This is a genomic window from Shewanella waksmanii ATCC BAA-643 (assembly GCF_000518805.1).
Classification (GTDB): domain Bacteria; phylum Pseudomonadota; class Gammaproteobacteria; order Enterobacterales; family Shewanellaceae; genus Shewanella; species Shewanella waksmanii.
In genome coordinates, this window is sequence record NZ_JAEH01000001.1 from 323946 (window position 1) to 344044 (window position 20099).

Below are 20099 nucleotides of genomic sequence, written 5' to 3' on the forward strand. Positions count from 1 at the left end.
CAGTCTTTGTTTACTGACTATTTGACTGCATCACCGAACCCATAACAATACCATGTTTATTGATGTCTAAGTCGAACTTGGCTGACATGTTGTAGTACTGGAAGTCTTGCAGTTCAGGTGGAATTGGCTCGCCACTCATTTCCAGCACAGTCATCAATGGCGCAAGTAAGCGTTGGTAGTCGGCGGTGATACTCAACAAACCATTATTGTCGACCGCCCCTTTGCCAACTTGCTCTGCCACCTTAGCGCTCGCCTCGCCGGTATAAATCACCATATGTTGACCCTTAATCGCCAACTTAGCATCTAAGCCATAAGCAGCGGGGACTTGTAGCGCTTGATTGAGTGACACTGGCGTACCGTCGGTAGGCACCTGCAGGTTGGCCAGTTCAGGCACAAAAGGTTTCACCATGTTAAGCAACATCACCGGATCTTCAGCTGACAGCGTCATAATGGCATCTACCTGATCCATGGCAGGCTGATTAATATCATCATTAAGCTGATAGTCAATCAGGCCAAAACTCATGCCTTTAACGCCATTAGCCATACCGGTAAACATGCCCAACATTGCCGGACTTTGTTGATTCATCTGCCACTGCATTTGTTGTAGTGGTTCACACTGATATTCTGGGTTTAGGAACTCGTTCCAAATCGTCGTCACAGCCGGAACGAACTCATTGACATTAATCCCCACGCCCATAGAGAAAGTACTGGCCTTAACATCTTGAGTAAAGCTAGGTAAATAACCCTTTAACTGACTCAACGCTCCCAGCATGGTCTGGTTATTACTCTCAATGATGGTGCTGAAGTTAAGTTTGGCTTGTTTAGCATCTATCTCGAGCTCGTTGTAGCCCATCACCGTGCGTGGCCAATTTTTAGCTATGGCACTTAAATCTTGGTGGCACTCATTCGAGCGAAGCTCATACAGAGGATCATCGCCGACAAGCTCAAACAGTTTAGTCATTTGACTGGCTAGTTGATTGCCATCTGTGGTGGTTAATGCAGTGACGAGCTGTTGGTGATCAATATAGCTTACCCCGGTTTTCATAAAACCATGGCGGTCATAAATCGCATCAATAATCCCAGAATCAACCACTGACTGTTGCGGTTTTACCAAACCCAGCGCCACATCTAACAAAGCAGGTTCGGCAAAGCTGGCTTCTAAGGTGATGGTCAACATCTTACCGTCAATGGCCACAACCACATCCAGCTGTTCACTGTCAGTGGCCTCTGTTAAGCGATAGGCTCGGTACTCAATCTGTTGGCGTTGCTGCTTCATGTGGGTAACACCACTTTGCTGCTCGGCATTGTCCAGCACAGCCCAAATAGCCTGCGGATCGTCAAGTTCAACCTTAATCACTGGCAGAGCGCCCAGTGTATAAAAATAGCTACGGCCGCTCTCTCGTAACCCAAAGGTATCAATAAATGCCTGACCGCTCGCACTAGCCGCAGCATAGCTTTGCGTTAAACTCGCTAAAAACTGTGACATTGGCGCGGGATCGTCTGCCAACTCTTGCGCAAACGCTTTAACTGAGTGCAGCTGGCTCGAAGCCATAGTGTCGATATAGTCTTTAATGGGGAAAGCTGCGGTTTGCACTGCCAACATCGGGGTGTCAGCGGGGATGTACCCTAATACGCTATCAGATTGCGTTGTTGCTCCGTCTTGCTGTGATATGACATAAGCCCCAGCGGCTAAAGCCACTGCCGCCGCCCCAATTAACACCTTGTTCATGCACTCTTCCCTATATTGTTTCAATCAAAGCCGCTGCTTGACTCTTAAGCCAATATGGCTACTACGCACCTATATGTTAAGGAACGTTACAACATCAAGCAGTTACCATTAAATAATACCAATCAGTATAACTGTGGGCACTATACTACGACACCGACAAAATAAGCGCACGTAAAAAACAAATTCGAGAGCAAAGAGGTGAATTAACAGTCAGAAAGGAAGCGAGTAATCGTCGGGCTCCTGGGTAGCGACACCGCACTACCCAGGAGACAGAGGCTTTTGATTGTACAAGCGCTAGCAAGCCAATCAAATCGCAAGGCATCCACCTTGCTTTAGGTTTAACACTACCAACGCCTCTGTCGACTAACCGTCATCTGGTATGCACCAGCGGAAGGTGACAAATTAGCTAAGCTCAAATTTAAGCTCAATACAGAATGGTAGCTTAAAACCATCTACGGGAACCTAAGACTATAGATCAAAAACAGCCCTTGTGCATAACCCTGTGCAAAAAATTGTAAAACTATTTTCCAGCGCATTTCACCACAACAACAGCAAAACAGCAAACCACTGAATTAAAAGGAATTATCCAGTTAGCTTATGGGCGCATAACTGGTACATCAGTACTAGTTATGCCAATAAAAAAGCACTGAGTGAATCAGTGCTTTCGAGGTCGTTTTGTCTGCCTATTTTGCATAGTGCCTTGCGCATTAAATATCAAAATGTAAACCACACTCGCGCTTCATACCATTGAAGCGGGTTTCCTCTTCACTCATACCCACTTCAAGTGGCTTGCTTGAATGAGTATCCCCAACTGAGACATAACCTTTCTCCCACAATGGGTGATAAGGTAAGTCATTATTGGTCAGGTACTCATGCACCTGCTTATTGTTCCATTCGATAATAGGCAGCAGTTTATAGCGCCCACCCGTTATGGCAAGAATAGGTAAACCTTCTCGTGTGCTCGATTGACTATGGCGCAAACCGGCAAACCAAGTCGTGACCTGTAACTCTTCTAGCGCTTGCTGCATGGGCAGCACTTTGTTCATGCGATTGTATTGCTCTAAACCGTCGAGCCCCTGTTCCCACAATCGACCAAAGCGCGACTCTTGCCAAGCACTGCTCATGTTAGAACGATATACTTTCAAGTTAAGCGATAAGCGCTCGGTCAGCTCATCAATAAACTGATAAGTTTCAGGGAATAAATACCCTGTATCGGTCAGAATCACCGGGATATCAGCCTGTGCTGTCGTCATCAAGTGCAGCATGACTGCCCCTTGAATACCAAAACTTGACGAAAGTGCATGGTTGCCAGGCAAATATTTCAGCCCCCATGCAACTCGCTGTTGTGGCGTTAATGCTGACAGGAACTCATTAACCCTTTTAAGCTCAATATCCTGCTCAACTTTAGGCGCAGATAACAGCGCCTTAAGTTCGTCAGCAGTGATCACTGAATCATCCATGAAAATCCTTAGCGGCATCGTTAACCGCCTTCACGACGCCAATGCGCACCGTAAAGTTACCAAATGTCTCGTCAGTTTCACGTTCAGCCACGTAACGAGCAAACAAGCTACCAAGTTCAGACAAAATCTCTGCTTCTTGAATATTTTCTCGATATAACTTGTTCAATCTTGTGCCTTCGAAACTGGCGCCTAAATAAAGGTTATAACGGCCAGGCGCTTTACCCACCAAGCCAATTTCCGCTGCAAATGGTCGAGCACAACCGTTTGGACAACCTGTCATCCTGACCACAATCCCCTGGTCAATAAAGCCATGCTTTTCCTGCAGCGCTTCAACTTTAGAAATAAAGTCTGGGAAATAACGTTCAGCTTCCGCCATGGCAAGCGCACAAGTCGGTAAAGCCACACAAGCAATAGAGTGGCCACGTGTTTCAGAAATGAGCTTACCCATCAAACCATGGCTGCGTGCAATATCTTCAATCTGCTGCTTATCTTGCTCATCAACACTGGCAATGATGATATTTTGATTCGAGGTCATTCTAAAATCACCTTTATGCACCAAGGCAATCTCTCGTAAACCCGTTTGTAATGGCTGTCCTGGCAGATCTTTAATACGGCCCCCCTCAATAAATAAAGTGAGGTGCCATTTATTATCAACGCCTTGGATCCAACCGTAGCGATCGCCACGATCACCAATAATCACATCACGTTTAGGCTCAAATTTAACGCCAGCTCGCTGCTCAACTTCCGCTTTAAATGCCTCAAAGCCATGTTTAACAATGGTGTACTTCAAACGTGATTGTTTACGATCTACGCGGTTACCCCAGTCACGTTGTACTTTGAGCACAGCTTCAGCAAACTTAAGCGTGTCTTCGGCCTTAATAAAACCAAAGTCATCTGCAAGACGAGGGAAGGTTTCAACTTCGCCATGGGTAGAACCCATGCCACCGCCTGCAACCAAGTTAAAGCCAACTAGCTCGCCAGCTTCTGCTACAGCCACAAAACCTAAGTCATTGGTGTAAACATCCACATCGTTATCAGGTGGTACAGCTACAGCCATTTTAAACTTACGTGGCAGGTAAGTTTTACCGTAAACAGGCTCTACCTCTGTACCTTCACTAACCGCAACCTTGTCGTCACCCAACCAAATCTCAGCGTAGGCTTTAGTACGCGGTAAATAGTTGTCAGATAGCTTTTTGGCCCAATAATAAGCCTGTTGATGTAACTTTGATTCAACAGGGTTTGGATTACACATCACATTACGGTTTACGTCACCACACGCAGCAATTGAATCTAATGCTTCTTTATCCAAATCTTGGATAAGCGTTTTAAGATTACGTTTTGGAATGCCGTGATACTGAAACGTTTGTCGCGTCGTCAAACGAATACTGTTAGAGCTGGTTAAGTTAGTGGCAATTTTGTCGACACCAAGCCATTGCTGCGGCGAGCAAACACCACCAGCAACACGGGCACGCAGCATGAAGCTATACAAAGGCTCCAGTTTTTGCTCTTTTCTTTCATTGCGTAAATCACGATCATCTTGTTGATAGAACCCGTGGAACTTGATCAACTGTTGATCGCCTTCGCTAAAAGAGCCTGTCAGAGAAGTATCTAGCCCTTCTTCAATACCGCCACGTAAATAATTACTGTCGGTTTTCAAATACTCATTTACAGATAACTTTTGCTCGCTCATGGCTTATGCCTCACTCTCGCTTGTACCGACTGACATCCATACAAGGCTATTGTTTTATTGGTTTTGTTGTATTTAAACTGCAACGTCAAATGCGTTAATAGACGTCTTTCTGGTAGCGCTTGTCGCTACGTAGGGCTTCTAAAAATGCCTCAGCCTCTTCAGCACTTTTGCCACCATATTGGGCAATCACATCTAGTAGTGCTTGGTGCACATCTTTTGCCATGCGCTCAGCATCACCACAGATATAAATATGCGCTCCCGCCTCTATCCATTGCCACAAGGCCTCTCCACGCTCAGCAATACGGTGCTGTACATAGACCTTATGGGCTTGGTCTCGAGAGAAAGCGGAATCAAGACGACTTAAGGTGCCTTCTTTAAGGTACTGTTGCCATTCAGTTTGGTAGAGGAAATCTTGTTCGAAATGCGGGTTTCCAAAGAACAACCAACTATCGCTGGTAATGCCTTGTGCGCTGCGCTCCTGCAAGAAAGATCTAAATGGTGCCACACCGGTACCCGGGCCAATCATTATCACTGGCGTTTCTGGGTTTTCTGGCAAACGGAAGTGGTTATTAGGCTCCACATACACGTTAACCTCTGCACCTTCTTCACTTTCAGCCAAGAAACGGGATGCGCCGCCGTAACGCGCAACACCATCACGATCATTTTCAACCAAAGCCACAGTCAGGTGGACTTCTGATTCAACATCGCTCTGCGCTGAGGCAATGGAATACAGGCGCGGCGTAATTGGACGTAACAGCTCTATCAACTGGAAAGCAGTAATCGATACTGGGTAGCTTGCCACTAAATCAGCTAACTGATGATTAAGCACAAATTGACGCAATTGTTCACGATCTTCAGCAAGAGCGGTGAGGCTTTCATCGCCGCTTAGTTGCGCCCAACCTTGAACTAAGGCGGGATGGATCTGCGTGATTTCACGCTTGTTGATGAGCGCATCACGCAAGGTTAAGGTTTCATCTTTAATAGTAACGGTTTCTTCAGGGCCTAAACTTAACTTCGCAAGGATTTCATCAACCAGCACTTCGGCATTGTTAAACCACACCCCAAGTGCATCACCGGGTTGATAACTCAGTTCAGACTCGCCTAAATCGATTTCAACATGACGAACATCGCGATCTGAATCACGACCCGTCAATTTCTGACTAACAAGTAGTTCTGCGGTATAGGGCTTTTGCTTGCTAAAAGCATTGCTTGATGCTGCTGCGCCAATAGACACCACATTGGTATTAGCGCTGCTTGCACTGATAAGGGGCTTAACAGCCTCAAGGACAGTTTGCTGCCACGCTTCTGCATCCGATTCATAGTCAACATCGCATTCCACAATAGGTGCCAACGCTTTCGCACCGAGCGCCGATAATCGTTGGTCGAAGTCTTTACCTGTTTGGCAGAAAAACTCGTAGCTGGTATCGCCAAGAGCCAACACCGAATAATGTAGGTTATCCAGTTTTGGCGCCCGCTTTGATGCGAGGAATTTATGCAGCTCAATCGCATCGTCTGGGGCTTCGCCTTCTCCGTGGGTACTCACGACCGCCAATAACAGAGTTTCCTGCTTTAATTGGCGCACTTTGTAGTCAGCCATAGAAACTAAGTTAACCGCATAACCTTGAGCCTGTGCTTTTTCCGCTAACTGCTGCGCGACACCGCGACCGTTACCCGTTTGGCTACCATACAAAATAGTCAGTGTTTGCTCTGGTGCACTCTCGGTTGCAGCAGCGCTGCCTCCAAGTTCTGCACTAGCAGATAGATAGCCACTCACCCATGCCAATTGAACGGCACTAAGTTCGGCGGTGAGTTGCTTAAGCTTGTCCACTTGTCCTTGTGACAGTGGTGAAGCCAGTGATGATAGCTCTTTTAACAACATGAGGACGGCCCTGTATCAGTTTAATGGAGCTAGCTTAGCGGTAACTGACGAAAGCAAAAAAGAATAAAATCTAATTTTTAATTCGTTTTTGGAATATGCAAAGGTGAATTATTGAGCTACAAAAGTGAGGGCGAAAGCCAATTTTTATAAGAAATAGTGGTGTCTAGCACAAAACCGCAGTGAAAAAAATGTGGCCTAGTGCAAACTTTTTGCTCTGACCAGTGCAAAAAAGCGAATAATGAAAAATTCGCGCTTGTGTCTCAAGTTAGAGCCGCCACAATAATAACCCTACAAGATATTAATAACGACGTCTGTCCCTAACTAAGAGGTTTCCTCTGTGAAACTAGGTCTACTTAAAGAGAGCCAAGCTGGAGAAAAGCGCGTAGCGCTCATCCCTGCAAATGTGACTCGACTTATCAAAAAAAATCTCCAGATTCTGGTGGAATCGGGAGCTGGTCTTGCGGCTGGTTTTACCGATGATGAATACCAACAAGCTGGTGCCACTATCATCCCCCGTGAGCAAGTGCTTCGCGATGCGGATATCATCACAGTAGTAAACTGCAAAGGGACTCAATTCGACGAGCTAAAAACGGTCGTCAAACCTCAACAGTTTGTTATTGGCATGATGGACCCACTTGCCCAAGCGAGCAATATTGCCGAATTCGCCGAAACCGGGGCAACGGCTATCGCCCTAGAATTGGTACCGCGTATTACTCGCGCACAGAGCATGGATATTCTTTCATCCATGGCGACAATTGCGGGTTACAAAGCCGTGTTACTGGCCGCTCACCAAGCGCCTCGCTTATTCCCTATGATGATGACTGCGGCGGGTACCCTAAAACCTGCACGAGCGTTTATTATGGGTGTGGGCGTTGCGGGTCTTCAGGCTTGTGCAACCGCTAAACGTTTGGGCGCTGTGGTTGAAGCCTATGACATCCGCCCGGCTGCTAGAGAGCAAATCATCTCTGTGGGAGCTAAGCCGGTCGAACTCGATTTAGAAGCAGAAAACACCGAGACCAAAGGCGGTTATGCCGCTGAGCAAAGTGACGATTTCCTTAAACGTCAACAGCAAGCCATGGCCAATGTATTGGCTCAGCAAGATATCGTTATCACCACTGCCGCAATCCCAGGTCGCAAAGCACCGATTCTGATCACCAAAGAGATGGTCGACGGGATGAAGCAAGGCACAATCATTGTTGATTTAGCCGCTGAAACTGGCGGTAACTGCGAATTGACTCAACTTGATCAAGTTGTGGTACATAAAGGAGTGACCATTTTAGGCCCTTCAAATGTACCGGGTAGCGCGGCCACCCATGCCAGCCAGATGTACGGTACAAATATTGAAAACCTACTTAAGCTGATGGTTAACGATGACGGTGATTTGGTGCTCGATTTTGAAGATGAGATCGTCCAAGACACCGTTGCGACATATCAAAAGCAAGTGACTAACGCGCGCTTACGAGAATTACTCGAGCTACCTGCGCTCAATGCTGACAACCAAGAGGCTTCATAATGGAACTATTACTTCTGCTGACCCTATTTATGGTCGCTGTATTCTTGGGTGTCGAGCTCATTACTAAAGTGCCACCCACATTACATACTCCTTTGATGTCAGGCTCCAACGCCATTTCAGGAATTTCACTCGTAGGCGCACTGCTTTCTGCAGGTTCAGGTGCCGGCTTGTGGGTCAATATCCTCGGTTTTATCGCAGTGGTGTTAGCCACAATCAATGTAGTGGGTGGTTACATGGTGACCAACCGCATGTTAGCCATGTTTAAAAGGAAATAAAGCAGCATGAGTACGACGATTATTTATCTCGCCTACCTTGTGGCTGCGAGTCTGTTCATCTTAGGCATTAAAGGCCTAACTAAGCCAAGAACTGCGGTTCGCGGTAACCAGCTATCGGCACTGGGCATGTTTATCGCCGTAGTCGTCACCTTGCTAGACCAAAGCATATTAAGTTATGAATGGATCATTGCAGGTGTCCTACTGGGCGGTACCATTGGCGCAGTGATGGCGACCAAAATTCAAGTGACAGCAATGCCACAAATGGTTGCAATGCTTAACGGTTTTGGTGGTGGTGCATCATTATTTATTGCACTTGCTAACTTCCTAGACCCAGAATCAGCAACCCACACGGTAGCCTTAGTCTCTATCAGTTTAACGGTTCTAATTGGTGCGGTAACTTTATCGGGATCTTTTGTCGCTTTTGCTAAGCTGCAAGAGCTAATCTCTGGCAACCCAATTAAAGTCCCAGGCAATAAAGTCCTCAACGCGATATTACTGCTTAGTGCACTGGGCCTGTCTGTCGCTGTGGTAATGGATCCAAGTAACACCGCGCTTATCTACGCGCTAGTTGCTGTCGCCATCGTTCTTGGCCTGTTATTGGTCATCCCAATTGGTGGCGCGGATATGCCCGTTGTGATTGCTTTGCTCAACTCATACTCAGGTATTGCCGCGGCAACAACCGGTTTCATTACCGGTAATACGGTATTGATTGTTTCAGGTTCTCTGGTTGGTGCCTCTGGTATCATTTTGACGCAAATCATGTGTAAAGCCATGAACCGTTCACTGTTCAACGTGTTGTTCGGTGTGATGGCTGAAGGTGGCGAAACGGTTGATGCTGACGAAGTTTATGCCGGTAAAGTGACCTCTTCTTCACCAGAAGAAGTGGCAATGCTACTTGAGACTGCTGAGCGTGTTGTCATTGTTCCTGGTTACGGACTAGCCATGGCTCAAGCCCAGCATGCGGTACGTGAACTGTCATCAGTAATGGAAGCACGCGGCACCGAGGTTCTTTACGCGATTCACCCTGTTGCGGGAAGAATGCCAGGCCACATGAACGTACTGTTGGCTGAAGCTGAAGTGCCTTACGACAAACTGATTGAAATGGACGAAATTAATCCACAGTTTGAGCAAACCGATGTGGCAATTGTTATTGGTGCAAACGACGTAACCAACCCAATGGCTCGGGAAGACAAAGGCAGTCCAATTTATGGTATGCCTATTTTGAACGTTGATAAAGCGCGCACTGTCGTGGTTGTAAAACGTTCATTAAGCCCTGGTTTTGCCGGATTGCCTAACCCACTATTTGCTAAAGACAATGCTTTGATGCTCTTTGGTGATGGTAAGAAGGCCATTGTCGATCTCACCCAGAGCCTGAAAGAGGCCGAGTAAGACAATAAAAAGGCTGCGTAAGCAGCCTTTTTTTCACCTTAAAACCAAGGCGGCTCGCCATTAATTCACGATCCTGATAACATCTTGTTATCATAGCTGCACGCCATTTCCTTTTGTATTGGACCCAATATCATTATGACGCGAAGTTTGCTGTACCGAATTGCCACGCTGCTTACCTTAACTGTATTCCCTTGCTCAGTATTACTAGCTGAAGAGCCTGCTACTAAGAGTGATGATACAACAGCACTGGAGTCGAGTGAGCAAGATGCGTTGCGCTATGATTCATGGGGTTTAGCCATTGGAGTACGCCGTGGTGATATCCCTTACGCTGTAGAAGACGACCAAGTCTACGATGTACTACCTTTATTGAAGTATCAAGGCAGTTATGGCTTTATTGATGGCATGGAAGCTGGCCTACACCTGTGGAAAAATGATGCTCATCAAGTCAATGCCTATACCCGTTTCCGCTTTGTCGATATCCCCAAAGAGTTGCAAAACGAATCCCAAGCACAAGCTTTTGACTTCGGCCTACAATACAAATTTAACCATGGCCCTTGGGAAGCCGATGTTGCGTTACTGTCGGATTCGAATAAGCGCGGCTATATGTATACGCGTACCAAATACCATTGGCATAGCGGCGACTGGGATTTGATTCCCTACGCAGAATTTCAATGGAAGTCTGATAAATTTAACCGTTACTATTACGGGCTAGATCAATACGATACTGAAGGTGGTTTGCAATTTAATGCCGGCGTAACCGCGCGCTACCATGTGTCTAGAAACTTATACTTAATCGGTAAGTTTGGGGTTGGCCGCCTTGAAGATAGCGTAGTAGATCTGCCCAGCATAGACAGCCAATATCAATACGAAAGCTTCTTAGGCTTCGGCTTCTTCCCAGAGCCTGGAAAACAACGTTTCGACTACAAAAATCCAAGTGCTAATGAAGATAACGACCAGTTTTTGCGAGTCGCTCATGGGTGGGCAACCCCCTCTAATCTGAATGATATTCTGTCTGGCAATGCCGAAAAAGATCCTTATAACAACCAGATGACGTCGCTGTTTTATGGTACGCGCCTAACTGAAACTTTATTCACTTTACCAATAGAGTTGTATTTTACCCCCGGCGCCGTTTGGCACTACGATTCAGAAGTTCAAGACGATATCGTTGAGGCTGTCGTCGCAATTAAGGCATTTTATACTTTCAAATTCGGCCCTAGATGGCGCCTTGGCGTAGCTGAAGGTTTATCTTACGTCAGCAACCTCACCTATATTGAAGGCTCTGAAATAGCTGAAAAAGGCTACAAACCATCGAAACTACTTAACTATTTAGATTTTTCATTTGAGGTTAATATTGGGGATATTATTAATAGCCAAAGAATGAAGAACCTGTGGTTAGGCTATAGCATTCACCACCGTTCTGGTATTTTCGAAACCAGCTCGGCATTTGGGCGTATTAAAGGGGGCAGCAATTACCAGACCGTATCGCTGCAATGGCACTTTTAAACACAGGCCTCACTGTAAGCTAGTCTCAAATATCTCACCGCACGCGACTTGATGCGGTGAGATAATACCAAGCACTATCGCTGAATCTTCAGCTCTGGCTGATTCAACATCGACAGCAATGGGTTACGTGCCATCACCGATTGCTTTAAGCTCAAGCCAACCAACAGCCCCGCGACAAAGCCGCCAATATGGGCCCAGTAGGCCACACCTTGACCCGCCATCATCAAGCCAACAATGTTGAACACCAACCAAATGGCAAAGAAAGCCATCGGACTCAGCTTCTTCTGGAACACGATAAACATAAATGTCAGGCTGGCATGACGAAACCATAGTAGGTACATTCCGAATAACCCAGCTATGGCACCGCTGGCGCCTACCATGGCGATATTAGATTGAGGATCTGCACCAATTTGCGCAGCCGCTGCAGCAAAACCACACAACAGATACAAACCAACAAAGCGCAGTTTACCTAACGCATCCTCTAAATTGTCACCTACCACATAAAGAAAATACATATTGCCCGCAAGGTGCATCAAATCGCCATGCAGGAACATATGGGTTAACAAAGTCCACGGTTGTTGACCCGCCACGATATGGTCGGCACGCATGGCAAATTCATCAAACACCACTTCGGCAGCCGATAAATTGAACCCATAAGCCATGAAAATTCCGATATTAACCAGCATCAGCAAATAGGTAACCCAAGGGCGGTGTTTGGGCTTGATATTAAACTCAACTGGCATTTGCGATAAAAACTGAAACAACCAGGTTTTAATACTTATTTGCCTATCAAGCTCGCCTAACACCTGCTTGATTTTCGGCGAATGCACCACTTTTTGAGTTTCATCCGCATCGAGCCACACACCATGGCACTCACTACAGATATCAATTTCAACTTCAAAGCCTTCCATTAAGTGAAAATGTTGCATCGGCTGCTGGCAATGGCAGCATTGACGTGAAGTCTGGCCCAAATGCTGCCCTAACGACCGCTCAAGTCGTACACGGTCATCGCCATTGTCGGCGGTAGACAGCGCACTATTGAGCTCACCCCGCTCAAACCACAATCCACAACAATCCTGACAACGGTCGACCTCTTCGCCATGAAAATCAAATACGTCAAAGTGTTTACTCTGACAACTGGGGCATTGCATGGTCATAAAAATCCTTTTCTAATCAACTTCAATATCATTTTCACGCAGTGAAAGCGCAAGTGCGGTATAGTTTGTTTTTAATGCTGGCAGAGTCGCTTGGCGCATTTCAGCTGTGAGTGCTTTAAGCAATTTTCCACCATAAGCAGCGCCGTAAAATCCCCGCTCAATTTTGTCGACAATATCGCCTGATTTCATATAAAAGCGCCTCGTCTGAGACAAGATAGCGGTGGGTGTTTCCAGTGTGTGCGGCGAATAGCGCATGTTGTCCCACACAAAAGTTGCCATTATCGGTCGAAAGTTTTTGCGTTCATGGGCTGCCTTGGTCGCAATAACGTCGACATAGTTTTCTATCTCAGCCACGTTATCAGAGACTTCATCATACAGTGCATGACGTAAATAGTAGTTGTTCTGCTGATTGGTCAGTGAATCGAAAGTAATTGCCTGCGACAGGCCTTCTTGCGCCGCCAAATACACGCCGGCAACGGTGGCAACAATCATGAAAATTTGGCTAATCCAAAAGCTGGTTTTAACTAGCTCTTGATTATCAAGCTGCGGAAAACGTTTATTCACTTGCTGACTCACGCTTTGAGCTTGGTTAGCGGGTTGCGGTTTAATATCCATATTCGTGCACGACTCCTTAACAACGGCACTACGCTCCATAATATGCATCTTCTGCGACTGTGATGCACCGTTCATTTACCCGCCAAAGGATACGCTAGAGCACGGCAAGAATGCCAGTGAAAATAGGCCTAATAATCAATGTTTTCAAAACCCTGGCCCAGTAATTTAAATGTATGAACTACAGAACAGTAATTTCATGACTTTGTTAACAAAATAACAACAGCCGACTTGCATAAAAATTCAACATCTGATTAGATAGCAACTGGTCGAATATTATGATGAGCTAATCATTAAGGGAGCTGTGTAGATGCAAGCATCGGCACTGAATCATACTTTTACAGATTTGGGTGATAGAAGAATAACTCAACCCAATATAGATGAGCACTGGCATAGACTCACCACTGCACAACGCTTTGCTTTTTATACTTTAGCTAAGTTAGGTTACCAATTATTGTTTGTCCGTCAGGAAAAAACTCACAGTACAGCTGTCGCTAAACAAGATGATCAATTGGTGACCATTGACGATGAAGGCGATATCGATTTTAACCCAACATTAATTCTCCGCCAGCGACGAGACGGCCGACCTAACTAAAACGGCGCACAACATAATCAATCAAAGTTGTTATATAAACAGGGAGCCTAAGGTTCCCTGTTTGTTTTTAACGCCGGAATGAGCTAAAAGCAACCCAATACCGAGTCAACCACTGCATATGCCAATGGCCCACTAATCACTTGCCAGCATTTGATGTTCGACAAGCCAGTCACTTGCGAGGCTTTGTCCCATCATCGATGCCAATGTGGGCTGCAAGTACTCTCCCAATGCCGCTCGGCGCCAACTCATGTAATTGGGCAGATGAAAAGTTTTACCGCGCCCAAACGTTCGGCCGACTAAACTGGCAAACTCGGCTAATTCATCTTCACTGTATTGGCGGCACTGGGGATAAAAAGCCTCAAACAGTTGTGAGAACTGCGCGAATTGCCCTACCTCTTGCCACGAGTACTGCTGGAAAAGCTGCAAAATAATAGGTGAAGACCAATGGCTAATCGCCGTGGTATCGGTCATGAATGCTAAATTTCTACGATGATACTGTTGCCAAGCGAGCGCTTGATCTTGCTGCTCATGGGCTAGTCTCCAGACCAAGTAAAGATCAGCAAGCCATTCATGCTGATATGCGCTCCATTGCTCACCTTGTGCTAATAACAAGCTCGCCTCTATATGGCCTAATTCATGCCAAAGCGTCAACTTAGGCTGCTGCTGCAATGGCAAAGCATACGATTGATTATTCCAATACGCGGAAACTTGGGTAGGTATGGCGCTCTCAGATAGCAACACCAAGCCACTAATCGCATCATGGGACAAGGGGTAAACTAACGCACCTCGCCCGCCAAGCGCCTCTGTCGCTGACACCGAAGTCAGCGCAACCTGATGGGTTAACTCATTGGGTAATTGCGCTAAGCACGTTTCAATTTCTGCAACTGAGCACACCAATGCCTGGCCTTGACTCAAAGGCGTCCACAGCCAACTACTGGCCAACAATAACCACGTATTCAATCGCTCTCCATCCTTTCATGCTCAATCATGGGTCATTCTATCCACTGCTAACCCACGTATATGTGGCACCAATTTACACTAATATTGGTTAATACCAATCAGTATAAACATTTAGTCACTCAGCGAGAGTTTAGCGCTTCTGAGGCAAGGCCCTTAAATGCTCCTCGGTAACTGCTCCTGCGTTACCCTACCTCCTATATCCCTATAGTCGTGCATTAATGACATTCACCACATCCATGTGGCTTGCAACGAGTGAAGAGCATAGTCATTCTACGGTTAAGCTCGTTAACACTGCATCAGAATCGCGAAAACTCGCCATTGTGGCGCGTTTTAGGCTGCCTACTTCGGCGTTGAATAATTTCACAAGGGAACAACCATTGTTCCAATATTTACTTTGAATTAGCAGGCCTTGAATTAGTTTGCCCAAAGCGCGCTGAGTAGATCAAATTCTTATACTGATTGGTATAACACAGCCAGCATCGCTTTTGTATGTTGGCTATTTTGCTACAAAATTTCAGAAACACGCCAATACTCGGTAAATTTTGCGTTAGAATAACGCAATAGTCAGAGAAATAATGAGTTAGACGTGATCGACAAAGCCCAATTTACCTCACACTTGTACCACCCCAAATATTGGTTGTTATGGTTCGGTGTAGCTTTAATGCGCTTAACCCAAATTCTGCCGCTAAAATGGCAAATGAAAATTGGCAGCGGCATTGGTGGTTTAGCGCAAAAGCTGCTCGGTAGCCGCGTCAATACAGCTAAGCGCAACTTGCAACTGTGTTTTCCCGATATGCCACAAGCAGAGCAGCAGCATCTACTGAAACGCAACTTCCAAGAAACTGGCAAGGCTATTTTCGATACGATCAATGCTTGGTGGTGGTCAGATGCGAGAATTCAACAACACATGACCATTAATGGCCGCCAACATGTCGAACAAACCCTTGAATCTGGGCAAGGCGTGATCTTATTTGCGGTTCACTGTCTACCATTGGAGATGGGTGCGCGTATATTTGGCCAGTTTCAACCTGGCGTCGGCGTCTACCGACCCCATAACAACCCGGTTATGGAGTACCTGCAAGTAAAGGGCCGATTACGCTCTAATAAAGCATTGGTCCCCAAGCGAGACGTGAGACAAATGGTCCGCTGCCTGCGCAATCCAGATGTGATCTGGTACACGGCAGATCAAGACTTTGGCCGCTCTAGCGCAACCTTTATTCCATTTTATGCGGTACCAGATGCCGCTACAATTACCGGTGCGACCACATTAGCTAAGCTCGGTCGCGCTAAAGTACTGCCTTTTGTTGTAGTAAGAAACGATGATGACAGTGGTTACACCATTGAAATCCAACCGCCATTAGATAACTTCCCCGGTGAAGATGAAGTACAAGATGCTATACGCGGCAATAAAATCATTGAATCAATCATAGATCAAAAACGTGAGCAGTATATGTGGCTCCACCGCCGCTTCAAAACTCGCCCAGATAAAGACTCACCGTCTCTTTATCAGTAACCGCGCAATATCAATACGGTGAACCCTGTGGTTCACCGCTTTATATAGACCTTACCAAATTACTCAACTTACAGTTGCTTTGGCTAAATAAGCCTTTATATTAAAGCCTTAGCCTTCTCAAATGGAATGAGTACCCCACGTCTATGCCAATCAAATGCTTATGGCCAACGCTGCGGCAATCAATTGTACTTATCTTACTGCTGATTGGCACAACAACACCGGGATGGTTCTCCGCTGCCTTAGCGGCAGAAGCGAGCCTAATGACGAAGGCCAAGCCACTGTATGAGGTCGAGCAGCAAATTGAATATCTGCAGCTTGAAAATGGCTTACAGCTGCGATTGCTGCCGCAAAATTCTGCCAGTAGCGTGACCATTGCTAGCGAGTTTGCTGTCGGTTCACGGGATGAAAACCCAGGACAAACAGGCTATGCCCACTTATTTGAGCATATGTTGTTTAAGGGCAGTGAAAATGCCCCGGGTGATAGCTACGCACAAACAATGAGCCAGTTCAGCGGCCGCTTTAATGCCAGTACTTTTTTTGAATTCACTAACTATTATGCCACGGTACCCAGTTACGCCTTAAAGCTCGCCTTATGGTTAGAAGTCGATAGATTTATGGCTCCGCAGTTATCAGATGCAACAGTAACTAATCAGCAGCATACCGTCTTAGAAGAGATGGCGACCACTATCGACAATCAGCCCTACGTGCGACAAGCCATGGAATTTTTGCTCGCACAGGCGAAAAGCTCCCCCTATGGTCATGCCGTGATTGGCAGCGCTGAAGATATACAAGCGGCCACGCCACAGTCACTACTGGAATTTCACCAACGTTATTACCGTCCCGATAATATGCAATTGAGTCTAGTAGGCTCACTACCCGCGCAAACACTAGATTGGGTCAATGGCGCTTTTGCTCACTGGCAACCACCTGAAAAGCCGCTGCCCAAACGCGATACCCACTACACTTTTGAAGCCAAATCAGTGTCAGGAGAGATCATAGACTCAAGAGGCCCATGGCCAGCGCTCCTGCTCGCTTGGCACACCGTTGGCCAACAGCATCAAGATGCTGCTGCAATCACACTGCTTGAAAATTATTTACTACAAAATCGCAGTAGCTTAGTCCGTCAGCGCGGTTTAAGCCAAAATGAGTTTTTATTGAGTTATTCAATTCCATTGTCGATGCAATATATGGGCGTGAGTAATTTAGTCCTAGTCCCAAGGGCTGCGGTGTCACTAGACTTACTCGCTGACAACGTTGATCGATTGATCGCAGATGTGGCCGCCAATGGCGTTGATGCCGCTGCATTGCGGCAATTGAAACAAAACTGGTTGATTAATGCGCTGCAAAAACTTGATGATCCTGCGGCACTCGCAAAGCAGCTATCAGCCACTGCAGCGCTAGATAAGCTGACGCCATTAACGGGCCCATGGGAGCGTATTTATGCGGTCACGCCTGAGCAATTACAAGCTGCGGCGCAGCAATATTTTCAACAAGGCACAGTTACATTGAAGCTTTTACCACCTTGGTATATACGCTGGGGCAAAACGCTCATGGAGTGGCTGCCAAGTTCGCTAGCAGAAAGCATTGAGGAATGGGCACTATGACAATCACCAATCGAATGCTCATTGCGCTACTGCTGGCGTTTAGCCTAGGTTGCCAACAAACCAACATTGAGTTCACCGAGCATCAGCCCCCTACAGTGGCTGAATTTGCACCGCTTAACGGCGCCCCCACCTTAAGTGTCCCCACCCACCTGAGCAATAACCTCAGTGCCATCATACCAAGTGGGCAGGTAGAGCAGGTCTCCTTACACCAACTGCCTAAGCGGCAATCAACACTGATAGATATTAATCTTGTGTTGCTCAACCCGAATCGACCACTACATGATATCGACGTGCTGCAAACCGCGCTGCAACTTAATGCCATTGCACTGGCGAAGCGTTCGTCATTATCTTGTATAGAAACATTACAAATCAGCGCTAGAATTCATCATATTAGCCTAGCGATGACTTGCCCTGCTGAGGAAGTAAACACAGCGATAGCCTTGCTTATTGAACAATGGCAGCCCAGTAGTTTTGATCAGCTGGATATGGCGTTGGTGCAACGTCAACTCAAGTTAAGCAAACACATCAACGCCTATAGTGGTGCAGAAATTGATCGTACTTGGGCCAAACTTATACTCGGTGCGGACCATCCCTACACACAATCATTGAACAACCCCAAATGGCAAAATGAACTCTCAATGGCACAATTAGCTCAGATCCAATCGAATCTATTGCAAGGCGCACAATGGCACTTATTGCTCTCTGAGCCAATTGATAACGCGTTAACAACTGAGCTTACGCCGTTGCTTGCTAAACTGCCTCGCACCAGTACACCTATTACAACAAAAGCGCTAACCAACACAGAAATGAGCGCTAGCAACGACAAAATTTATTTGATCGATGCACCTAGTGCGGTGCAAACCCAGGTTAGAGTTGGGTATCGGCTACCTTCCGGCCTTGTCGCAGCGCAGCAATGTCAAGAAATGGCAAGCTGGTTAGGACGCAGCTTTAGCGGTCGTCTTTATTATGACTTACGCGAAACTCGCGGGTTAACTTACGGTGTATACGGCCGTTGTTATCATAACCCGCAAGCGACAACACTGAAGTTTTATGGCAACACCAAGATTCAGCACACAAGTACTTTCATCAAAGGCATAATTGATCATCTCACTTTAGCGCAGTCACAAGCAGTAAAAGCGCCAGAGGTCAGCGCATTGAGAACCTATCTATTGAGCCAATATCAACTCAAAGGCCAAACCCCGCGTAGTGCACAAGCTTATTACATTAATGAGCTAACACTGGGGGCAACCCAAACACAAATACAGCAGCATATACAACAAATTGAGCAGTTAGATTCGGCCCAACTTAACGACAGTGCCAACGCACTGATGCAAGCGTCACCCATCATCTTGATACGTGGTGATGCAGAGGTTATTCAACCCCATCTACAAACTCAATTTCCACAACGGCAAGTCATGCTGATAGCACCAACTGACTAGCGTATTAGGCTTGCTCATCTAACCATGACAAAGCCTCAGCACGATATTCAAAGAAATGCATGTCGGTTAGTTGTAATCTGGCCGTTAATGCTGCAATGCTCACCTGCCATGTGTCTGTACCCCATATAGCAACATGCCTGAAAAGGTGTCGATATTGCACCGCTAACTTCAGCTTTTTATATAACAGTTTTAAATCACAGTGTTGAAACTGACTCATATCCAACAGCACATCAAAGCAGTCATTTTGTGCCATTAATATGTTGCACATGGGGGCAACATTCGCGCAGTCGTTATCTGTGACCTCCCCCGCTACTTTGCAATGCAGTCGCAATACGCCAGCCTGCTGACGGGCCACACTAATAGTAATGCTTGGATAGGATATAGACATTGCCCCTCCCTCACTTGCTATCGCCATTATTGATGCTTTGACTTATACCAATCAGTATAAGAATTTGATCTACTCAGCGCGCTTTGGGCAAACTAATTCAAGGCGAATGATTGAAACAATGGTTGTTCCATTGTGAAATTATTCAACGCAGAAGTAGGCAGCCTAAAACGCGCCAGAATGGCGAGTTTTAGCGATTCTGATGATGTGTTAACGAGCTTAACCGTAGAATAACTATGCTCTTCACTCGTTGCAAACCACATGGATGTGGTGAATGTCATTAATGCACGACTATAGGGATATAGGAGGTAGGGTAACGCAGGAGCAGTTACCGAGGAGCATTTAAGGACCTTACCTCAGAACCGCTAAATTCTCGCTGAGTGGCTAAATGTTTAT

16 protein-coding genes are annotated in these 20099 nt (G+C 46.3%); 8 read left to right on the plus strand and 8 right to left on the minus strand.

Going from position 1 to position 20099, the window contains the following annotated elements:
- Nucleotides 1-10: 10 nt before the first annotated feature.
- From L865_RS0101505 to L865_RS0101520, 4 genes are all read right to left on the minus strand, one after another.
- Nucleotides 11-1729 (minus strand): mitochondrial porin family protein, encoded by a 1719-nt coding sequence (locus L865_RS0101505; protein ID WP_028771605.1) that lies wholly within the window; start codon nt 1727-1729, stop codon nt 11-13.
- A 707-nt stretch (nt 1730-2436) separates the two neighbouring features.
- Nucleotides 2437-3189 (minus strand): phosphoadenylyl-sulfate reductase, encoded by a 753-nt coding sequence (locus L865_RS0101510; RefSeq protein WP_028771606.1) that lies wholly within the window; start codon nt 3187-3189, stop codon nt 2437-2439.
- A complete protein-coding gene (gene cysI, locus L865_RS0101515; RefSeq protein WP_028771607.1) occupies nt 3182-4879 on the minus strand; it encodes an assimilatory sulfite reductase (NADPH) hemoprotein subunit in 1698 nt (565 codons plus the stop codon). Before cysI ends, L865_RS0101510 begins: the two co-directional genes overlap by 8 nt.
- Nucleotides 4880-4973: 94 nt before the next feature.
- A complete protein-coding gene (locus tag L865_RS0101520; protein WP_028771608.1) occupies nt 4974-6758 on the minus strand; it encodes an assimilatory sulfite reductase (NADPH) flavoprotein subunit in 1785 nt (594 codons plus the stop codon).
- A 337-nt stretch (nt 6759-7095) separates the two neighbouring features.
- Between L865_RS0101520 and L865_RS0101525 the strand changes: the two genes are divergently transcribed.
- From L865_RS0101525 to L865_RS0101540, 4 genes are all read left to right on the plus strand, one after another.
- The gene (locus tag L865_RS0101525; protein ID WP_028771609.1) at nt 7096-8271 is read left to right on the plus strand and encodes a Re/Si-specific NAD(P)(+) transhydrogenase subunit alpha; all 1176 of its coding nucleotides are present in this window, start codon (nt 7096-7098) and stop codon (nt 8269-8271) included.
- Nucleotides 8271-8546 (plus strand): NAD(P) transhydrogenase subunit alpha part 2, encoded by a 276-nt coding sequence (locus tag L865_RS0101530; protein ID WP_028771610.1) that lies wholly within the window; start codon nt 8271-8273, stop codon nt 8544-8546. The genes L865_RS0101525 and L865_RS0101530 overlap by 1 nt, the downstream gene beginning before the upstream one ends.
- 6 nt (nt 8547-8552) lie before the next feature.
- The gene (locus tag L865_RS0101535; protein ID WP_028771611.1) at nt 8553-9935 is read left to right on the plus strand and encodes an NAD(P)(+) transhydrogenase (Re/Si-specific) subunit beta; all 1383 of its coding nucleotides are present in this window, start codon (nt 8553-8555) and stop codon (nt 9933-9935) included.
- A gap of 135 nt (nt 9936-10070) precedes the next feature.
- Nucleotides 10071-11438, plus strand: a complete 1368-nt coding sequence (locus L865_RS0101540) for a MipA/OmpV family protein (RefSeq protein ID WP_028771612.1) — start codon at nt 10071-10073, stop codon at nt 11436-11438.
- 74 nt (nt 11439-11512) lie between these two features.
- Here L865_RS0101540 and L865_RS0101545 read toward each other — a convergent pair whose 3' ends face one another.
- Together L865_RS0101545 and L865_RS0101550 are read right to left on the minus strand one after the other, a co-directional pair.
- Nucleotides 11513-12595: a rhomboid family intramembrane serine protease gene (locus L865_RS0101545; RefSeq protein ID WP_028771613.1), complete on the minus strand. Its 1083-nt coding sequence runs from the start codon at nt 12593-12595 to the stop codon at nt 11513-11515.
- A 12-nt stretch (nt 12596-12607) separates the two neighbouring features.
- A complete protein-coding gene (locus L865_RS0101550) occupies nt 12608-13210 on the minus strand; it encodes a hypothetical protein (RefSeq protein WP_028771614.1) in 603 nt (200 codons plus the stop codon).
- A gap of 307 nt (nt 13211-13517) precedes the next feature.
- Here L865_RS0101550 and L865_RS0101555 point away from each other — a divergent pair, with 307 nt between their 5' ends.
- Entirely contained in the window at nt 13518-13802 is a 285-nt protein-coding gene (locus L865_RS0101555) for a hypothetical protein (protein ID WP_028771615.1), read from the plus strand.
- A 132-nt stretch (nt 13803-13934) separates the two neighbouring features.
- On the opposite strand, the gene L865_RS0101560 is transcribed toward L865_RS0101555, so the two are convergent.
- A complete protein-coding gene (locus tag L865_RS0101560) occupies nt 13935-14762 on the minus strand; it encodes a hypothetical protein (RefSeq protein WP_028771616.1) in 828 nt (275 codons plus the stop codon).
- Nucleotides 14763-15348: 586 nt separating this feature from the next.
- Here L865_RS0101560 and L865_RS0101565 point away from each other — a divergent pair.
- The 3 genes from L865_RS0101565 to L865_RS0101575 all read left to right on the plus strand — a co-directional run bounded on the left by L865_RS0101565 (nt 15349) and on the right by L865_RS0101575 (nt 19318).
- Entirely contained in the window at nt 15349-16275 is a 927-nt protein-coding gene (locus L865_RS0101565) for an LpxL/LpxP family Kdo(2)-lipid IV(A) lauroyl/palmitoleoyl acyltransferase (RefSeq protein ID WP_028771617.1), read from the plus strand.
- A gap of 170 nt (nt 16276-16445) precedes the next feature.
- The gene (locus L865_RS0101570) at nt 16446-17879 is read left to right on the plus strand and encodes a M16 family metallopeptidase (protein ID WP_425423594.1); all 1434 of its coding nucleotides are present in this window, start codon (nt 16446-16448) and stop codon (nt 17877-17879) included.
- The gene (locus tag L865_RS0101575) at nt 17876-19318 is read left to right on the plus strand and encodes an insulinase family protein (RefSeq protein ID WP_051484379.1); all 1443 of its coding nucleotides are present in this window, start codon (nt 17876-17878) and stop codon (nt 19316-19318) included. The genes L865_RS0101570 and L865_RS0101575 overlap by 4 nt, the downstream gene beginning before the upstream one ends.
- Nucleotides 19319-19322: 4 nt before the next feature.
- Here the strand turns inward: L865_RS0101575 and L865_RS0101580 are convergent, their stop codons facing one another.
- Nucleotides 19323-19706, minus strand: a complete 384-nt coding sequence (locus L865_RS0101580; RefSeq protein WP_028771620.1) for a SpoIIAA family protein — start codon at nt 19704-19706, stop codon at nt 19323-19325.
- Nucleotides 19707-20099: the final 393 nt, after the last annotated feature.